Origin of the sequence: Pseudoalteromonas prydzensis, from assembly GCF_011050055.1 — a bacterium.
Classification (GTDB): Bacteria; Pseudomonadota; Gammaproteobacteria; order Enterobacterales; family Alteromonadaceae; genus Pseudoalteromonas; species Pseudoalteromonas prydzensis_A.
In genome coordinates this window covers 1-17,669 of sequence record NZ_DRGM01000097.1, presented here as the reverse complement: position 1 = coordinate 17,669, position 17,669 = coordinate 1, and the positions used below count along the sequence as shown (strand labels likewise).

14 protein-coding genes are annotated in these 17,669 nt (G+C 43.0%); 7 read left to right on the top strand and 7 right to left on the bottom strand.

The window, feature by feature from the left end; genetic code table 11:
- Both hemN and ENH88_RS08925 read right to left on the bottom strand, forming a co-directional pair.
- Positions 1 to 1,273: oxygen-independent coproporphyrinogen III oxidase (gene hemN, locus ENH88_RS08930; RefSeq protein WP_304181779.1), on the bottom strand; the 1,273-nt coding region annotated here is incomplete at its 3' end.
- 109 nt (positions 1,274 to 1,382) lie between these two features.
- On the bottom strand, positions 1,383 to 3,410 hold the full coding sequence (locus tag ENH88_RS08925) for a methyl-accepting chemotaxis protein (protein WP_304181777.1): 2,028 nt from the start codon (positions 3,408 to 3,410) through the stop codon (positions 1,383 to 1,385).
- A gap of 129 nt (positions 3,411 to 3,539) precedes the next feature.
- On the opposite strand from ENH88_RS08925, the gene ENH88_RS08920 reads away from it, so the two are divergent.
- Entirely contained in the window at positions 3,540 to 4,310 is a 771-nt protein-coding gene (locus ENH88_RS08920; RefSeq protein WP_304181775.1) for an NADP-binding protein, read from the top strand.
- Between the two features lie 16 nt (positions 4,311 to 4,326).
- On the opposite strand, the gene hutH is transcribed toward ENH88_RS08920, so the two are convergent.
- The 3 genes from hutH to hutC form a co-directional block, all read right to left on the bottom strand.
- Positions 4,327 to 5,859 (bottom strand): histidine ammonia-lyase, encoded by a 1,533-nt coding sequence (gene hutH, locus ENH88_RS08915; protein WP_304181773.1) that lies wholly within the window; start codon positions 5,857 to 5,859, stop codon positions 4,327 to 4,329.
- Between the two features lie 2 nt (positions 5,860 to 5,861).
- Positions 5,862 to 7,535 carry a urocanate hydratase gene (hutU, locus tag ENH88_RS08910; protein ID WP_304181771.1) on the bottom strand — a complete coding sequence of 558 codons (1,674 nt, stop codon included), beginning with the start codon at positions 7,533 to 7,535 and terminating at the stop codon, positions 5,862 to 5,864.
- 83 nt (positions 7,536 to 7,618) lie between these two features.
- Positions 7,619 to 8,332: a histidine utilization repressor gene (gene hutC / locus ENH88_RS08905; protein ID WP_304181782.1), complete on the bottom strand. Its 714-nt coding sequence runs from the start codon at positions 8,330 to 8,332 to the stop codon at positions 7,619 to 7,621.
- A 111-nt stretch (positions 8,333 to 8,443) separates the two neighbouring features.
- Here hutC and hutI point away from each other — a divergent pair, with 111 nt between their 5' ends.
- Both hutI and ENH88_RS08895 read left to right on the top strand, forming a co-directional pair.
- Positions 8,444 to 9,691: an imidazolonepropionase gene (gene hutI / locus ENH88_RS08900; RefSeq protein ID WP_304181769.1), complete on the top strand. Its 1,248-nt coding sequence runs from the start codon at positions 8,444 to 8,446 to the stop codon at positions 9,689 to 9,691.
- Between the two features lie 130 nt (positions 9,692 to 9,821).
- On the top strand, positions 9,822 to 11,483 hold the full coding sequence (locus tag ENH88_RS08895; RefSeq protein WP_304181780.1) for a GGDEF domain-containing phosphodiesterase: 1,662 nt from the start codon (positions 9,822 to 9,824) through the stop codon (positions 11,481 to 11,483).
- Between the two features lie 3 nt (positions 11,484 to 11,486).
- Here ENH88_RS08895 and ENH88_RS08890 read toward each other — a convergent pair whose 3' ends face one another.
- Complete coding sequence (locus tag ENH88_RS08890) at positions 11,487 to 12,536, bottom strand: formimidoylglutamase (protein ID WP_304181768.1); 1,050 nt, start codon at positions 12,534 to 12,536, stop codon at positions 11,487 to 11,489.
- A 3-nt stretch (positions 12,537 to 12,539) separates the two neighbouring features.
- Complete coding sequence (gene rraA / locus ENH88_RS08885) at positions 12,540 to 13,037, bottom strand: ribonuclease E activity regulator RraA (protein WP_304181765.1); 498 nt, start codon at positions 13,035 to 13,037, stop codon at positions 12,540 to 12,542.
- Between the two features lie 218 nt (positions 13,038 to 13,255).
- Between rraA and ENH88_RS08880 the strand changes: the two genes are divergently transcribed.
- The 4 genes from ENH88_RS08880 (at position 13,256) to ENH88_RS08865 (ending at position 17,434) form a co-directional block, all read left to right on the top strand.
- Positions 13,256 to 13,795, top strand: a complete 540-nt coding sequence (locus ENH88_RS08880; RefSeq protein WP_304181764.1) for a phosphatase PAP2 family protein — start codon at positions 13,256 to 13,258, stop codon at positions 13,793 to 13,795.
- Positions 13,792 to 14,820, top strand: a complete 1,029-nt coding sequence (locus tag ENH88_RS08875; protein WP_304181761.1) for an MJ1255/VC2487 family glycosyltransferase — start codon at positions 13,792 to 13,794, stop codon at positions 14,818 to 14,820. The genes ENH88_RS08880 and ENH88_RS08875 overlap by 4 nt, the downstream gene beginning before the upstream one ends.
- 114 nt (positions 14,821 to 14,934) lie before the next feature.
- Positions 14,935 to 16,815, top strand: a complete 1,881-nt coding sequence (locus tag ENH88_RS08870) for a methyl-accepting chemotaxis protein (RefSeq protein WP_304181759.1) — start codon at positions 14,935 to 14,937, stop codon at positions 16,813 to 16,815.
- A 178-nt stretch (positions 16,816 to 16,993) separates the two neighbouring features.
- Positions 16,994 to 17,434, top strand: coding sequence for a hypothetical protein (locus tag ENH88_RS08865; RefSeq protein ID WP_304181758.1), 441 nt, complete (start codon positions 16,994 to 16,996; stop codon positions 17,432 to 17,434).
- The last annotated feature ends 235 nt before the right edge of the window (positions 17,435 to 17,669 follow it).

Here is a 17,669-nt window from a genome sequence, read left to right as displayed (position 1 = left end):
CAGTAATCATGTTTTCATTGATAGTTACCATACCATCCGCTACGAGTGGATCGAGTGCTTTGAGTGCATCAGCAAAGTAGCTGGCAAAGTTGAGCTGGAATTTATCAGCGATAGCGTGGATATCAAGTTGAAAATGGCAAATCAACTGCTTGATAACTGCTGCCCGAATTACATCGTCTTGGCTTAATTGCATGCCCTTACAAATAGCGCTACCTAATTGCTTTTCAATGGCGTGGTAATACGCTTTTAACTGTTTTTGATTTTGCAAAATAGCAGTGCCAATTTGTGAAATTGATGACACCCCCAAACCTAATAAATCACAGTTGCCATGAGTGGTGTAACCTTGGAAGTTACGATGTAATTGCCCACTATTTTGTGCAATAGCTAACTCATTACTGGTTTTTGCAAAGTGATCCATACCAATAAACTGATAACCTGCGTGACTCATTTGTTCTAAGGTATTCTTAAACATAGTGAGCTTATCGTGGGCATTGGGTAAATCTGCGTCCTTAATTTTTCGCTGAGCGGCAAAACGGTCCGGTAAATGCGCGTAATTAAATACCGATACACGATCAGGGCTAAGGGCAATTAATTGCTTAATAGTCTCTTTAAAGCTCTCGGGAGTTTGCAGTGGCAAGCCATAAATCATATCTGCATTAATTGATTTGAAGCCGAGTTCACGGGCTTCACCAATCAGACTTTTTACAGCCTCCGCACTTTGTGGGCGGTTAACGGCAAGCTGTACTGCATCATTAAAATCTTGAATACCATATGAAACCCGATTAAAACCAAGGTTGCGCAAATGCTTTAACATGCCATCAGCTAATGAGCGTGGGTCAATTTCAATACCGCGTTCAGCCTCTGGAGCAAACTTAAAGTGCTGCTCAAGTAGCGCAATTAAACGGCTCATTTGTGTGCTGCTTAAAAAGGTTGGCGTCCCTCCGCCTAAATGCAATTGCTCTACTTGGTAGCCAGCAAATAGCGGTGCTTGGGCAATGATCTCTTGCTCTAAATAATCAAGATAAAGGTCTGCTTTTGACTGGTGGCGAGTGATCACTTTATTACAGCCGCAGTAGTAACAAAGCTGACTACAAAATGGGATATGGATATATAAAGAGAGACTATTGCTCGACGATGAATTGATTGCGTTAATCAAATCGTGCTGTTGGTAGCCATCATGAAACGACAATGCGGTTGGGTAAGAGGTGTATCTTGGCCCCGAAATATTGTACTTGTTTATTAAACTTTGATCCCATTTTGGTAAATTAATCATCACGCGCGCCTTTAATAAAGTTTGCATAATTATAAAAAAACCAGTGTGGGTGAGTATTGATCTATAACAAAAAAGAGTGCCATCACAGCACTCTTTTATATTAGGGGCTTTAAAGTTTAAACTGATTGACGGTTTTATTGAGTGATGCTGCCAAGTCATTGAGTTCACGCGCTTCGTCAGCAAGTTCTAGGGCGTGATCGGCGGTATTATTCACTAAATTATTAATCGCCGCTAAGCTGTTATTGATATCTTCAGCTACTACAGTTTGCTGCTCGGTTGAAGTGGCAATGTGATGACTTTGATCTTGTACTTTAGTCACTGCATCGGCAATGTTTTGTAGTGCATCCAGCACTTCTTGCGTTTGTGTGACTGAGCTTTGCGCACGCTGTTGCCCTTGCTGCATCATAGTAGAGGCTTGTTGAGCAATTTGTTGCAAGCGGGAGATCATGTTACGAATGTCATCGGTTGATTCTTGAGTGCGGCTTGCTAAGGAGCGAACTTCATCGGCAACCACCGCAAAGCCACGGCCTTGCTCGCCAGCACGGGCGGCTTCTATAGCAGCGTTCAGTGCCAGTAAGTTAGTTTGTTCAGCAATTGAATTGATCACATCAACAACGGCGCCAATATTGCCACTTTCTTGTTCTAAACCAGCGACTACTTTGGATGCTTCGCCGATGTGATCGGCCAATGCGGTCATTACGCTTTGCGCATTTTGCGAGCGTTTTGCACCATCAACAGAGATGTGCTGTACTTCTTCAGCTGCATTGTTGGTGTGTTGCGCGTTCCGAGAAATCTCCATCACTGTGGTGGCCATTTCAGTAACCGCGGCGCTAACGCTATCGACTTGCTGCTTCTCTTGTTGGATTTCATCATTGGTCTTTTGTGAGACTAAATTCAGCTGAGCCGCAGCGTTGGTTAATTGCTTTGCTTGTTTTGCGGTATCTAGCATCATAGCGCGTAGTTTATCGATAAAGGTATTCATATGATGAGCCAGTTGGCCCACTTCATCTTTGCTATCGATAGTAATTTTTTGGGTTAAATCACCATCACCGGAAGCGATGTCTCGCATAATATGGGTTAAGCTGATAATCGGTTGTGAGATCATCTGTGTGGCCCATAAAATCATCGCCATAATAATCAGTAGTATAATAACCACAGAGGTGGTGGTGGTCATTACCGCATCATTTACTGGCTCATCAATCATGCTACGTGGCACTAAAATACCCACATACCAATTTAAGTAAGGATGCTCTAATTGCAGGCGGTTATACACTACAAAATATTCTTGGCCCTGAAAGGTAACACTGGCATCCCCTGCGATGTTGTTTTTCATCTGTAGGTTAAGCTCACTAAATCCTTGGGTATTGCTAAATTGTTTTTCTAGTTGTTCAAGGCCTTCTTTACCATTTACTCCTTCATCAGTGATAGATAGCTTATGCTTAGTACGATTGGATAAGTGTACGACCTTTTGCTTGTCATCCAATAAAAACCCGTAACCCTGGCCGTTAAAGCGAATATCTTCGACCATTTTATTGATTTTATTAAGCTGTAAATCAACACCGCCAAACCCAACCAGCTCATTTTCCTGGTTGTAGACTGGCTGCTGTACCACGGCAGAGGCGTTTCGTGTGGTTAAATCAACGGAAATTGGCCCAACATATAATCGGTTCAGTTTTAACGCATCGATCCACCAACCGCGTTTATACGCATAATATGGTTCATTGTTGTAGTGAGTGGTTCGCTCATTTTCTTTAAAGTATTCACCGGTTTTTGCAGAGGCAAAAAAGGCCGATAAAATATTTTCATCTTGACTACTAATACGCACAAAATCTTGGTTTATTTCATCATAGCCAGGAGCGCCTTGTAGAGTTTGATCTCGTTTATCCCAATTATCAAACCAGTTTACTAAATGCGGATTATTGACAAAAGTTGCGACCAGTTTGCCGTATTGAGCAAAGTAACTTTGCATGGATAGTTGTTCACTTTGCAGATAACTGTGCGCTTCGCGTTCGATACTTTGGCGAGACAAAGCGGCAATATGGTTAACAAAGTACGCTGAGGCAATCAGTAATAAGATACTTATCGTGCCGCCGATCAGGAGTAGTATTTTTTTTCTTAGGGATAAATTTTTAAGCATAAGTGCACACATTCTTGTTATTTAGTAGAGTAAGCACTCTTATCTAAGCATATCTTGGTACGCAGTGCTATGGTATGCGATAAGACAAATTAACGATATTTTATAAAATTGTAAGGGTGATGTTACTTAATGGGTACAGATAAAGACCAGTTAGTTGTTCTTGGCGCCGGTTGGCTGGGTCAGCCATTGTGTTTACAGCAGCAAGCAAAAGGGTGGCATGTACAAGGCACGCACCGCAGTAATGTGCACCAGCATGCTTTTCAACGTCAGTTAGTATTTGCAGATAATAAGCTAACTCATCAACTTGATTTACATAATGCCTGGTGGGTATGCGCTATACCACCACGTAGTCGACACGCTGACAGCCACTATTTAGCAACTCTGACACAGGCAATTGAACTTGCCAACTCAATGCAGGCAAAGGGTTTTTTATTATGCTCATCGACGGCTGTGTATGACCAAGATAACGCCACTTATACTGAACAAAGTGCAATACAGGCAACCACAGCAAGGCAACAGCCGCTAATTGCAGCTGAGCAGCATGTACTCGATGCTGGTGGTAAAGTACTTAGATTGGGTGGCTTAATTGGTCCTAACCGCGAACCAGGGCGGTTTGTGGCAGGTAAAGAGTTACGTGGTTCAAGTATGCAAACGGTTAATATGGTGCAGCAGCAAGATGTAATTAATGCGGTGCTTACCGTGCTGGAAAATTGGCAAACAGCTGCGCCAATTTATAATGTGGTTAATCCGGCGCATCCAACCAAAGCAGATTATTATCAGCAGAAGTGCCAGCAATATGGCACGCAAGCGCCCACGTTTAGTAGTCATTCAAGTGCCGAGCGCATCATTGATGGCTCGGCTATTGAAGAGCTAGGCTTTAGCTATCAATTTGATATTTAACCAGTGTTCAGGTTATTTAAAACGAAGGTAATATGCCAGCAGGCAACAAGCTACGTAGTTTGCCTTGCTGTAATAAGGTGTTTGCGGCTTCGATATCAGGGCCAAAATAACGGTCTTTATCGTAGTAGCTGACCTTTTCACGCAAGATAGCTTTAGCTTGCTCAACTTTTGCAGAGGCTGTCAGTGGTTTTCTAAACTCCAGCCCTTGTACCGATGCCAGCCATTCAATGGCCAATACACCTTGCGTGTTATTGGCCATCTCACCGAGACGACGTGCCGCAAAAGTGGCCATAGAAACATGGTCTTCTTGGTTTGCTGATGTTGGTAGGCTATCTACAGAAGCGGGGTGCGCCAGCGATTTGTTTTCCGATGCCAGTGCCGCCGCCGTTACTTGTGCAATCATAAAACCCGAATTTACGCCGCCATTTTCAACTAGAAATGGGGGCAGTTTTGATAGGTTTGAATCAATCAATAAGGCAATTCGACGCTCCGCAAGTGCACCAATTTCAGCAATCGCTAACGCTAAGTTATCGGCTGCCATTGCGACGGGCTCAGCATGAAAATTGCCGCCAGAGATAATATCGCCCACATCCGCAAACACTAATGGGTTATCGGTCACGCCATTCGACTCACACAATAACACTTCAGCTGCTTGGCGGATTTGCGTTAAACATGCGCCAAGTACTTGTGGCTGACAGCGTAAGCAGTAAGGGTCTTGTACTTTTTCACAATCGACATGGGCTTCGCTGATCTGTGACTGTTCACTGAGTATATCGCGGAAGATTGCGGCGGTATCAATCTGGCCGCGTTGGCCACGAATTTCATGAATACGTGCATCAAATGGTGAACGACTGCCCATTGCCGCTTCAATGCTGATTGAGCCAATGGCACAGCTTTGTGCATACAAATCTTCGGCGCGGAATAACCCTTGTAGTGCAAAAGCCGTTGAAGCTTGGGTGCCGTTAAGCAACGCTAGACCTTCTTTAGCGGCTAAGGTCAGTGGCTCAAGTTTGGCAATTTTTAGCCCTTCTGCGGCGCTAATCAATTTACCTTGATGACGCATTTCACCTTCAGCAAGTAGCGCTAAGCACATATGTGATAGTGGCGCTAAATCACCCGATGCACCAACAGAGCCTTTTTTTGGTACGCAAGGATAAACTTCGGCTTCAAGCAATTGCATAAAAAACTCAATCACTTTTAAGCGAATGCCTGAAAAACCACGGGATAAAGAATTAATTTTTAGCACCATCATTAAACGTACCGTGCTGTCGTCCATGTATTCACCGATACCCGCCGCATGAGAAAGCACAATAGAGCGCTGTAATAGCTCAAGTTCATGCTCGGCAATTTTAGTGTTAGCCAGTAAGCCAAAACCGGTGTTGATACCGTATACAGTGCGCTGTTGATCAATCACATCTTGCACGGTTTGTGCACTTGCTGCGATGTTAATTTCGCTGTCTTTAGCAAGAGTCAGTTTGACCGCGGAAAGATTAATTTTACGCAGTGTTGCCAAGTCGAGCTGGCCGGGTGTGAGAGTATATTCAAACATGGTTATTCCTTATTCAACATAGGTAAGTCGAGACCTTGCTCGTTCGCGCAATTAATTGCAATATCGTAACCTGCATCAGCATGGCGCATTACGCCAGTGGCAGGGTCATTCCATAGCACGCGGCCAACCCGAGCTGCGGCTTCATCTGTACCATCGGCAACAATCACGACCCCTGAGTGTTGGCTAAAGCCCATGCCTACGCCACCACCATGATGCAGCGATACCCAAGTTGCACCTCCTGCGGTATTCAGTAGTGCGTTCAATAATGGCCAATCAGAGACCGCATCTGAACCGTCTTTCATCGCTTCGGTTTCACGGTTAGGGCTGGCCACTGAGCCAGAATCTAAGTGATCGCGGCCAATCACAACGGGTGCTTTTAATTCGCCATTTTTAACCATTTCATTAAACGCCAGTGCTAAACGGGCACGGTCTTTTAAGCCAACCCAACAAATCCGCGCTGGCAAGCCTTGGAATTGAATGCGTTCACGGGCCATATCAAGCCAGTTGTGCAAATGTTTATCATCAGGGATCAGCTCTTTAACTTTAGCATCGGTTTTATAAATATCCTCAGGATCGCCAGACAGCGCTACCCAACGGAATGGACCAATACCTTCACAAAATAACGGGCGAATATAAGCTGGCACAAAACCTGGGAAATCAAAGGCATTGCTAACACCTTCTTCAAACGCCATTTGCCGAATATTATTGCCGTAGTCGGTGGTAGCGGCGCCTGCTTGTTGCAGCGCTAGCATTGCAGTTACTTGTACAGCCATCGATTGTTTAGCCGCTTTAACCACAGCTTGTGGGTCTTGCTCTCGCATCTTCGCGGCGTGCGCCATGCTCCAATTTTGTGGTAAATAACCATTCAGTGGATCGTGAGCCGAGGTTTGGTCTGTAACAACATCTGGGGTAATTTTGCGTTTAACTAGTTCGCTAAATACATCGGCAGCATTACCAAGTAAACCGACTGACAGCGCTTCACCTTTAGCGCATGCGCTGTTGATAAGCTCTAGTGCATGCTCTAAATCGGTGGCTTTGACGTCTACATAGCGAGTTTTAATACGAAAATCGATACGCGTTTCATCACATTCAACCACTAAGGCACTAAAACCTGCCATGGTTGCAGCAAGTGGTTGCGCGCCACCCATGCCACCTAAACCACCGGTTAACACCCATTTACCAGCAGCATCACCATTAAAGTGTTGTTTTGCCATAGCAACAAAGGTTTCGTAAGTACCTTGCACTATGCCTTGCGAGCCAATATAGATCCAAGAGCCCGCAGTCATTTGCCCGTACATCATCAAACCAAGTTTATCGAGCTCATTAAAATGCTCCCAATTAGCCCAGTGCGGTACTAAGTTTGAGTTCGCAATTAATACTCGCGGTGCATTGCTGTGAGTTTTAAATACCCCAACAGGCTTACCCGATTGCACTAGTAGGGTTTCGTCTTCTTCAAGTCTATCTAAGGTTTCGATAATTTTATCAAAACAAGGCCAATCACGCGCTGCACGACCAATGCCACCATATACAACCAGTGCATGCGGGTGCTCTGCAACCTCTGGATCGAGGTTATTCATTAACATGCGCTTAGCCGCTTCGGTGAGCCAGCTTTTAGCGCTGATCTTATCGCCATGTGGCGCGCGGATCACACGTGATTCGTCAAGTCTATTGTTCATGGTATGCTCCTGTTGTATATACAACTAATTTAACTTCAAAAAAATACGCAACTAAGCGCATCATTTTGATCTGAATAATCTTTTTAATGTTGCTTTTTAAATGTTAAATGGCCACCTAGGCGGTATTTACTACCTGGGGACACTAAACGGGCAAAGCTTACAATGCCTGCGGATGACCAAGTTCGGCGGATCACCTGCAAACATGGCTCTTCGTGGTATAAATTCAGCCACTGACACATTTCACTATTTGGCATGATCGCTTCAACAGTGTGGCGCGCTTCGGTCAGCGGTGCCACACTCGATAAATATTCGTGCGGTGTCAAAGTGGTAAAATCTTGCTGTAAGTAACTTTGCGCAAGTGCTGGATTGACAAAACGCTCTTCCACTTGTAGCGGGTGTTCGTTTTCGTTATGCACAAGCACACTGCGAAACACAATACTGTCTACTTCAACACCTAACGCAATCGCAATCGGTGCCACGGCGCTGATTGATTCAAGCACTAAAACTGTACAGCTGTAATTGCCATTACGTGCTTTAACTTCATCTGCTATATTTTTAATTTCTAGTAATGATGACTGTGATTTAAAGCTGGCAACAAAAGTGCCTAGACCTTGGCTGCGAGTAAGAATACCCGCTTCGGTTAATTCGCTTAATGCACGGCGTGCAGTCATGCGGCTAACACTAAATTGTTCGGCTAATTCGTTTTCAGATGGTACACGTTGGTTTTCAAGCCAAGCGGATGATCGAATGTTATCAACAATAAATTGCTTTATTTGCGCGAACTTAGGTGTCGTCATGTGCTGATCTACAGTTTTCATTTAATTAAATACTGACTATAAGATGGCACATTTATCTTGTATATACAAGATAGCTTGTTAGACTGATTAAAACATTTTTTAAGGGCTGCTATGACCAACGTAACTGCAAACAACCACTGCAACGAATGGGATTTACTGATCACCGATGCCAATATTGCCACTATGGATAGCAGTATTGATGCACCTTATGGGGCAATTGACAATGCCGCGCTAGCGATTAAAGATGGCCACATTGCATGGCTTGGTAAACAAACAGAGTTACCAGCGTTTGATGCATTGGCAACGCCAATCATTTCCGCAAAAGGGCAGTGGCTAACGCCAGGTTTAATTGACTGTCATACCCATTTAGTGTTTGCCGGCTCTCGTGCTGAAGAATTTGAACAACGTTTGCAAGGTGTTAGCTATGAGCAAATAGCGGCGCAGGGCGGCGGTATTGCCAGTACAGTACGAGCCACCCGTGCGGCTGATCATGAAGCATTATTTGTATTAGCAAAAGATCGTTTAAATGCGCTTTATAGCGAAGGTGTGACGACGGTTGAAATTAAATCCGGCTATGGTTTAGATTGCGAAAATGAACTTAAAATCCTCGAAGTAGCGCGATTACTTGGTGAAAATCACCCTGTTGATGTAAAAACCACCTTTTTGGGAGCACATGCGTTACCACCGGAATACAAAGGCCGCAGTGATGAATACATTGAGTTAGTGTGTAATGAGATGTTGGAGCAGGTAGTGGCGGGCAAGTTAGCCGACGCGGTGGATGTATTCTGTGAAAATGTTGGCTTTAGCCATGCACAAACTCGCCGTGTGTTTGCAGCGGCAAGTAAGCACGGCTTGCCTGTGAAATGCCACGCCGAACAATTATCAAATCAACATGGCGCACAACTGGTTGCCGAGTTTAAGGGACTATCGGCGGATCATATCGAGCATTTAGATGAGCAAGGGGTAAAAGCGATGGCTGTTGCAGGAACGGTCGCGGTGTTATTGCCTGGCGCATTTTACTTTTTACGTGAAACTAAACAGCCACCCATCGCGTTATTAAAGCAATACAATGTGCCTATGGCTATCTCAACTGACTTTAATCCAGGTACTTCACCCTTGTGTTCTTTGCAATTGATGATGAATATGGGTTGCACCTTATTTAGGCTAACACCAGAAGAAACCTTGGCTGGGGTAACCAGAAATGCAGCGAAAGCGCTTGGTTTAACTGATCGTGGCGTACTAAAAGTGGGTATGCGCGCCGATATAGCACATTGGCAGATATCCCATCCTGCGCAATTAAGTTACCAATTAGGCGTAAATAAACTGTTAAATTTGTGGGTTTTGGGTAGACTAAACTAATCTGCTTTAACGTTGTACTGAAAAGATGTTTTTAATTGCGCTATTAACAAACACAGGAGTTGAGCATACTGCAGGGAGCGCATTACTTAATTACCCACAATTACCTGCTTTTTTAGCAGGCGCTGTTTTAATGGCGATGATCTGCGCTTTGTGCGTCGTTGAAAAGCCATTATTACGCCTTAGTTACTTAATCAATAGCGTGCTGGCGCTGGCAATATTAAGCAACGAAGTAAACTTCTTAGAGCTATTATTTGCAGCCAGTATTGGCCTGCATTTATGGTTGGCCTTCTCGCAAAATAAATGGACTATGCTTACTCTGAGCTGCTGTGCTGCATTGGTATTTACAGTGTTTTTATCGGCTCACTTATTACTGGGTTCACCGCTTTATTTAATTGTACTGGCGAGCATTGTATTGGCGATGTCTGGCTATTTTGCTGATGAAGAATTGGCGATTGCTACAGATGAAGCGACGCAACTTAATAATGCGCGTTATATGGAGCCTGCACCGCTATTAAATTTACCCAACACTAAATTGCTGCGCCAACGTTATTACGATTGGCGCAAAGATAATCAGCACCGTGCAGCGTTGGTGGTGCTTCGTTTAGAAGGATTTGCGCAAGTTAACCAACATATTGGTCGTGACTTTGGTGATTTATTACTCGCGCAATCGGCAAATCGTATTAAGCAGTTACTACATATTGACGAAGTTATTAGTTTAGCTGGTGAGCAAAGGTTAGCGCATTTAGGCGGTCTTAACTTTGCTTTTATATGTAATTTAGCGCAGCAAAAACACTTACATGAACAGTTAATCAATCAAATATTAGGGGCAACTGTAAAACCTTTCAATGTGGCTAACTGCACTATAAAAATCAATGCGCGGGCAAGCTATGTTGATTGCGATGAGCAGGAGAACAGCTTTGATAATTTAATTTCGTTCGCCTTCCTCGCGTTGGATAGTCATCCTAAACAACAGGTCGTGGCCTACCATCAGCAAATGAAAATAGAGCAACTAGAGCAACAAGCCCGCTTGCACGAATTAGCCAATATAGATTTTTCCAGCGAACTTGAATTGTATTTCCAGCCTATTATTTGCAATCACAATGACAAAATTGAGTTTTTAGAGTTATTGTTACGTTGGCAGCATCCACGACAAGGAATTTTATCAGCCAACCGCTTTATAGATGATATACGTGTCGCAGGGCTTGCCTATCCATTGGCGACCTTTGTGATTGAGCGCGCAGCGGAGCTTGCAATGGCACTGCGTATGGAAGGTATCAGTATGCCTTTAAGTATTAATCTATTCGGCTCTGAAATGCTAAATGAAGAGTTTATTGAGTTTATCGACCGCATCTTTGTTGAACATCAGTTACAAGCTGGAGATTTAATTGTTGAGTGCCCACTTAACTTATTTATGAGTTTAGATGATCAAGGTAAAGCCATGGTGGCGCGCATTAATAGTATAGGTATTAAAGTGTGTGTGGATGGCCTTGGCGATAGCCCAATCTGGTTGGCTAAATTGCCGAATCTAGCCGTTGAATATGTAAAAATAGCCCCTGCATTAACGGCTGATTTTAGTCATCAAAGCCATGTTCGTAGTTTGATCAGCGGTATGGTCGATATGCACAATCAGCAAAATGCCAAAGTGATCTGCGAAGGGGTTGAAACCCGTGAACAGCTAAACTTTGTAAAAAGCTTAAATACTTATGCGGCGCAAGGGTATTACTTTAGTCACCCATTAAGTAGCGTTGGTATGATCTCTTGGCTCAAGCAATGGCAAATTGAGCATCAATAGCTGTTAGGCGTGCTCTCTAGCTTGTAGATAAGCATTCACTAGCGCGGTGATTATTTGCCCTGCATCGCTTATTCCTGCTTGCATGCCACTGGGATGTTGATTTGGGGCAGCTTCACATAAATGTAAGTAATGGCTGTTTAGTTGACTGGCAGCCAAATGTACAAAATGCTCGGCGTCACTGACACTAAAACCACAGTTGGTATAGGCACTTACGGGCATTAATGAAATACTATCTAAATCGACTTCGACACCCAAAGGGGCATGAGTCAGGGTTGCAAGTGCTTGCTGACATGCTTGGGTGAGGGTTTTCTCGCGTCTTACTTGCAGTGCTTGGTAACTGTCGTAATTAAATTGCGCAGCCGCTAAGGCATCAATAATCGCTTGGTTATTCTTTAGCTCATGCATACCAATCACATGGTAATGATCTAGGTGTTGCTCATTGTAAGCATAGCGAAAGCCATTACCACTGTGGCGACCTTCACAATCACGAAAGTCAGCATGAGGATCAAAGTTAATTGCATTGATCGCTATTTGTTTGTGTTTACTGAGCGCGCGAATAATTCCTAAGCAATTATTATGGCCGCCGCCAATGATGATCGGCTCAAGGCCTGCGGCAAAAATTAAACTCAGCACTTGTTCAACCCGTTGATCAAGCTGGGCGCATAACTCACGCAATTGCGTGAGTTGCTGAGGATTTTGGTTCGATAAATCGCGCGCCGCGAGGGTTAAATCGCTGATCGCAACTTCGCCTAATAACAACACTTTTTCGTTCGCTAAAAATTGGTTATCAGGTTGATTTAAAAACCGTTTCAGGAATGCTTGCCAGCCATCTGCGGCACCACCGTTACCTAAGTTAGCGCGTGGGCCAATATCTTCGCAAATACCCAACAAAACATACTTAATGCCAAATTGTGCGGCATCTTGCATGGCTTGCAGGGGATCAACATGAGTGTCGAGTAGGGCGATAGATTGCCATGCTTTTTTTTCATTGGCGCGACTGCTACACCAAGGTTTTACAGTCGCTTCGTCATAAATATGGAGGTGGTTTGCCACTGATTATTCTTCTATAATTTCCAGTTCAAGCTCTTCTGCTGATAATACAATGCCGGTACTGTCGGCGTAGATAAAATCATCATCAAAAAATGATACACCAGCAAAGTTTACGCCAATGCCGTCTTCGCCAGCACCGGTGCTATCTGCTGCTACAGGAATAGAAGCGATGGCTTGAATACCTAAATCAAGTTCTTCAAGTTCATCAACATGGCGTACTGCACCGTAAACCACAATACCTTGCCAGTTATTTTCAATGGCCAATTCAGCAAGCTCAATATCAATGAGCGCGCGACGTGTTGAGCCACCACCATCGATTAGTAACACGCACTCTTCGCCATCTTGAGAGAGTATGTCGCGGATCAGTTCATTATTTTCAAAACATTTAACGGTTTTAATACGGCCACTAAAGTTGTGACGACCGCCAAAGTTAATGAACATAGGTTCGAGCACATCGACCACATCGGCAAAGTGATCGCATAAATCTGAAGTGCTGTAATCCATTTTTCTATCCTTATCTAAAGATACGTGAGCTGAACTTTAGTATACCTTGCTTAATTGCAATAACAACGACTTAATCGCAGTAAATTGCGCTCTTTTTAAACAATTATTGCGCTAAAACAGCAAAAGCAATATTAGTGTCTTAAAAGCGTCACTCAATTGTTATTTTCACCGCCTAAGCTGAAATTGTGTACAGAGTTTACACAGTAAAGGAGCAAGTGATGAATGAGAACAACATGCTAAAAAAAGTGGCTCAGCTGGATCAAAGTTTATTTTTGATGGTGTTTAATGGCAATGCCCCAACATGGCTAAAAAATTCTGCATTAGGTTTCTCTAAAACAGGTAACGGGGGACTTTATGTGTTAATCGCGGTTGGTTTTGGCTGGCTTAGTAACGAACCGGAATTACGGCTAATGGCAATCACCTTATTACTTGGCTTTTTAATCGAGCGGCCGATTTATTATCTCGCAAAAAACAGTTTTGCCAGAATTCGCCCATGCGATTGTTTAATCAAAGGCGCTTACATTGTCCCGAGTGATAAGTTTAGCCTACCGTCTGGGCACAGTGCTGGGGCATTTTTAGTCGCGGTTGTATTAGCTCAGTATTTTCCAGAGCTCATTAGCCTGTGGTTTTTATGGGCTGCGTGTGTTGCGGCATCTCGGGTGTTACTAGGGGTACACTTCCCTGTTGATGTGGTACTTGGCGCATTAATGGGCAGCAGTTGTGGTTTATTAGCAATCTTAATAGTGGCGACTTTATGAAAATACTGTATGGCATCCAAGGGACTGGCAATGGTCACGTTACTCGTGCGCGGGTGATGGCGAATGCATTCAAGCAAATGGGGGTTGAGGTTGATTATGTGTTTTCCGGACGTGCCCAGCAAAATTACTTCGATATGGATGAGTTTGCAAATTATCGTAGTTTTCGCGGGTTATCTTTCACCACTAAAAATGGCCAAGTAAATAGTTATCACACAGTAAGAAATACTCGGCTATGTAAATTGCTACGGGATATAAAACAGTTAGATGTATCAGGTTATGATTTTGTCTTTAACGACTTTGAACCTATCACCGCATGGGCGGCAAAACGCCAAGGTGTGTCTGTTATAGGCATGAGCCATCAAGCGGCGTTTTTATCGCCTAAAGTCCCGATGTTCGGCCACAGTTTGCTGCGTCGCTCATTTATTAAATACTATGCTCCTGCGGACATTTATTTGGGGGTGCACTGGCAACCTTTTGCGCAAAATATCATTCCGCCATTTATTGCTCACCATCAACACAATAATCCCGTTAATGTTGATAATAAAGTGTTGGTATATCTTCCTTTTGAAGATCTCAGTAGTGTGATTGATTACCTGCGAGATTTTCCTGAACAAGAGTTTTACTGCTATCACCCGCAAGCAAATAACACTTCAACGGGGCACATTCACTTGCGAATGCCAGCCCGTGACGGTTTTTTAAATGACTTAGCAAATGCCGGTGGCGTGATTGCCAATGCGGGGTTTGAGCTTTCTAGTGAGGCATTAAAGCTCGGTAAAAAACTGCTCTTGAAACCATTGTCTGGGCAGTTTGAGCAAGATGCCAATGCACAAACATTACTGGCAATGAAAGCGGCACATGTTATGAACTACTTAAACCCCAATGCGTTGGATGATTGGCTCAATAGTGCTGCCCAAAAACAAATTAATTTTCCGAGCGATCCACAGCCATTAGTTGATTGGCTAGCCGCAAAGCAGTGGCATAATACCAAGGAACTACATCAAAACTTGTGGTCTGCGGTGAGCTAAAGCCAAATTTAACTGAGTTTTTTAGAACATCTCGTAAATAGAGCAATAATGTAAGCTAACTATTCGTTATTTAACTATACTATTTACAGTGAATTATTTAAAAGGCTGTTGTTAATGGGTTTACTCCAAAATTTGACTATTAAACGTCGTTTGCAAGTCAATGCACTCGTTGTTGGTCTCGCGATGGTGGTTATGTTGTGCGTTATTATTTATGAAGCACGCATCATGCTAAAACTAAACGAAACCATTCAGTACGCGGAGGAGCTTGATATACATGAACTCTCTATGCGTAAGTATGAAAAAGACTTTTTGTTTTATAAACAGAAAAATAGTTTAGAGTTGTTTGCACAAGAATATGAGCAACTAAAATATAAAATTAGCATGTTAACTGAGCTCTCACGTGAGCTTGATATCGCTACTGCGCAAGTGGAGCAATTTGCTATTCTTGCTAAGCAGTATAATGATGATTTTCAGCATGTTGTAAAATTACAAAAGAAAATAGGTTTACACCCTAAAGATGCGCTTTATGGTGAATTGCGAGGCGCCGTTCATCAAATGGAAACGATGCTGAATAAGCAAAGTAACTATCAGTTACTTAGCTTAATGTTGCAGCTTAGACGCTCTGAAAAAGATTTTATGCTGCGCTTTGATCTGAAATACTTAGCTAGTTTTGAAGGCGGTGTAGTGCAGTTAGAGCGTCAAATTCGCAACGAAAACTTGGCTTCAAGTGACCAGTCAGAGCTATTACGTTTACTTGCAGTTTATAACAGTAAGTTTAAATCGTTAGTTGATGCGCAAGTTGCATTAGGTCTGGATTTGGATTCAGGTGCGCTTGGTAGAATGAGAGACAGCGTCAAACAAAGTGATGATTTAGTCACTTTAATTACGACAGCAACGAAGCAACAAGTTGAATCTACCGCTGCACAAGCGCAAATGATCGCCATCATCATTTTTATTGTTGCCAGTTTGCTGGTGATGATTTTAGTCTACTTGACGAGTCGTTCGATCATTGTTCCTATTGAACGGGTATACCATACGATTAATGAAATTCGCCGCAATAACGATTTACGCCTTACTATAGAGCACAGCGGTAAAGACGAAGTCACCACCATGACGATTGATTTTAATAGTCTTATAAATGATTTCAAAAAACTGATCTACGAAGTGAATACCGCTTTAACCACGCTAAATATAGCGACCGATCACTTATCGGAAACCACCGCGGCAACCAGCTCCGGTATGCAAGAGCAATTACATGAAGCGGATATGGTAGCAACCGCTGCAACTGAAATGCAGGCGACTATTCAGGATATTTCGCATAATACCGAAGCTGCGGCTAAAAAAGCAGAATCAACTAACCAAAGTGCGCAACAAGGGCGTAAAGAAGTTGAGGCCACGGTTAAACAAATCAATCAATTGTCTGATTCATTAGGCAATGCCTCAACGGTCGTATCACAACTTGAAAAAGACGGTGAAACCATTGGTTCAGTATTAGATGTTATCCGCGGTATTGCCGAGCAAACTAACTTGCTAGCACTTAATGCAGCCATTGAAGCGGCGCGTGCTGGTGAACAGGGTCGCGGCTTCGCAGTGGTCGCCGATGAAGTTCGCTCACTTGCTCAGCGCACTCAAGAATCAACCAAAGAAATTGAAAGTATTATCTCTATTTTGCAAGGACGAACCCAAGAAGTGGTTAGTATAATGCAACGCTGCCGTACGCAAGGTGGCGAAAGTGCAGCACAAGCAACTAAAGCCGGTGAACTGTTAGGCTCAATTACCGAAGATGTACAAACGATTATGGAAATGAGCACCCACATTGCTGCTGCTATTGAAGAGCAAAGCCAAGTTGCCTCAGAGGTGAATAAGAACGTCGTACGGATTCGCGATATTGCCGAAGACGCCTCAGCCCATTCAGCAACAAATGCGCAAACCAGCGAAGAAGTGTCAGAGCAAGCAAGGGTACTTTATAAAGCGATAGATAAGTTTAAGGTGTAGCTGTCAGCTGTCAGCTGTCAGCTGTCAGCTGTCAGCTTTAAGCGCTAAGCCATAAGTTTTAAGCAGCCCTGAGTTGTTTGAAAGTTATGGCTTTTTTATTTTCACACTTTTTTATTTTTAGGTTAAAGGTTACTCTCAGTTTTATTTCTCGACGATAAACCAGTTAATTGGAGCCTCTTTGCTAAAGTGTAATCAGTGTACGGCTAAAAAAGACTTCAAAATACATTTTTGGATGTCAAAAATAGACATGGTTGGGTTTATCTTTCTCAGCCTTTGTTTATCTATACCCATTGGGATTTTGGCTTTCTTAGCTGAGGAGTCGCAAAGTTTTGCTCGCTTTATTGCTTTTGCCGTTCTAATTTTTGCCGCAATTAAAAAACACGAAAAAGTGGTTGCACTTTTAATCGTTGAGCTTGTTATTGACTGGGCTCTTGATAAGGCTGGAATGTATGAGTTTAACTTAATGATTGCGACGGCATTTCTGCTTACCTTTATAAAGCTTGGTAGCAAGATATATGGTTTCTTTTTTCAATGTGTGAATTATAAATTTGATTTAGACATCTTTTGTCCAAAGTGTAATAAAACATATAAAAAAGTTAAGCTACCAGAGAGCAAGTAATAGTTAACTTAAAGTAAATAGACAAAGGTGATATTAATCTTTTTACTCTAAAGTGCAGTGCCTTAAATAATTGAAAAGTTATGATTATTTATAGTAGCTAATATCTTACAGTTTCGATAAATAGATTTGCACTTCATCTAACTGGCGGCTATGAGCGGACATTGAAATTGACTAAATATAATATAAAACTTAATGATAGCAATGCCTTAGGTGATTTTTTAAAACTATATCAAGT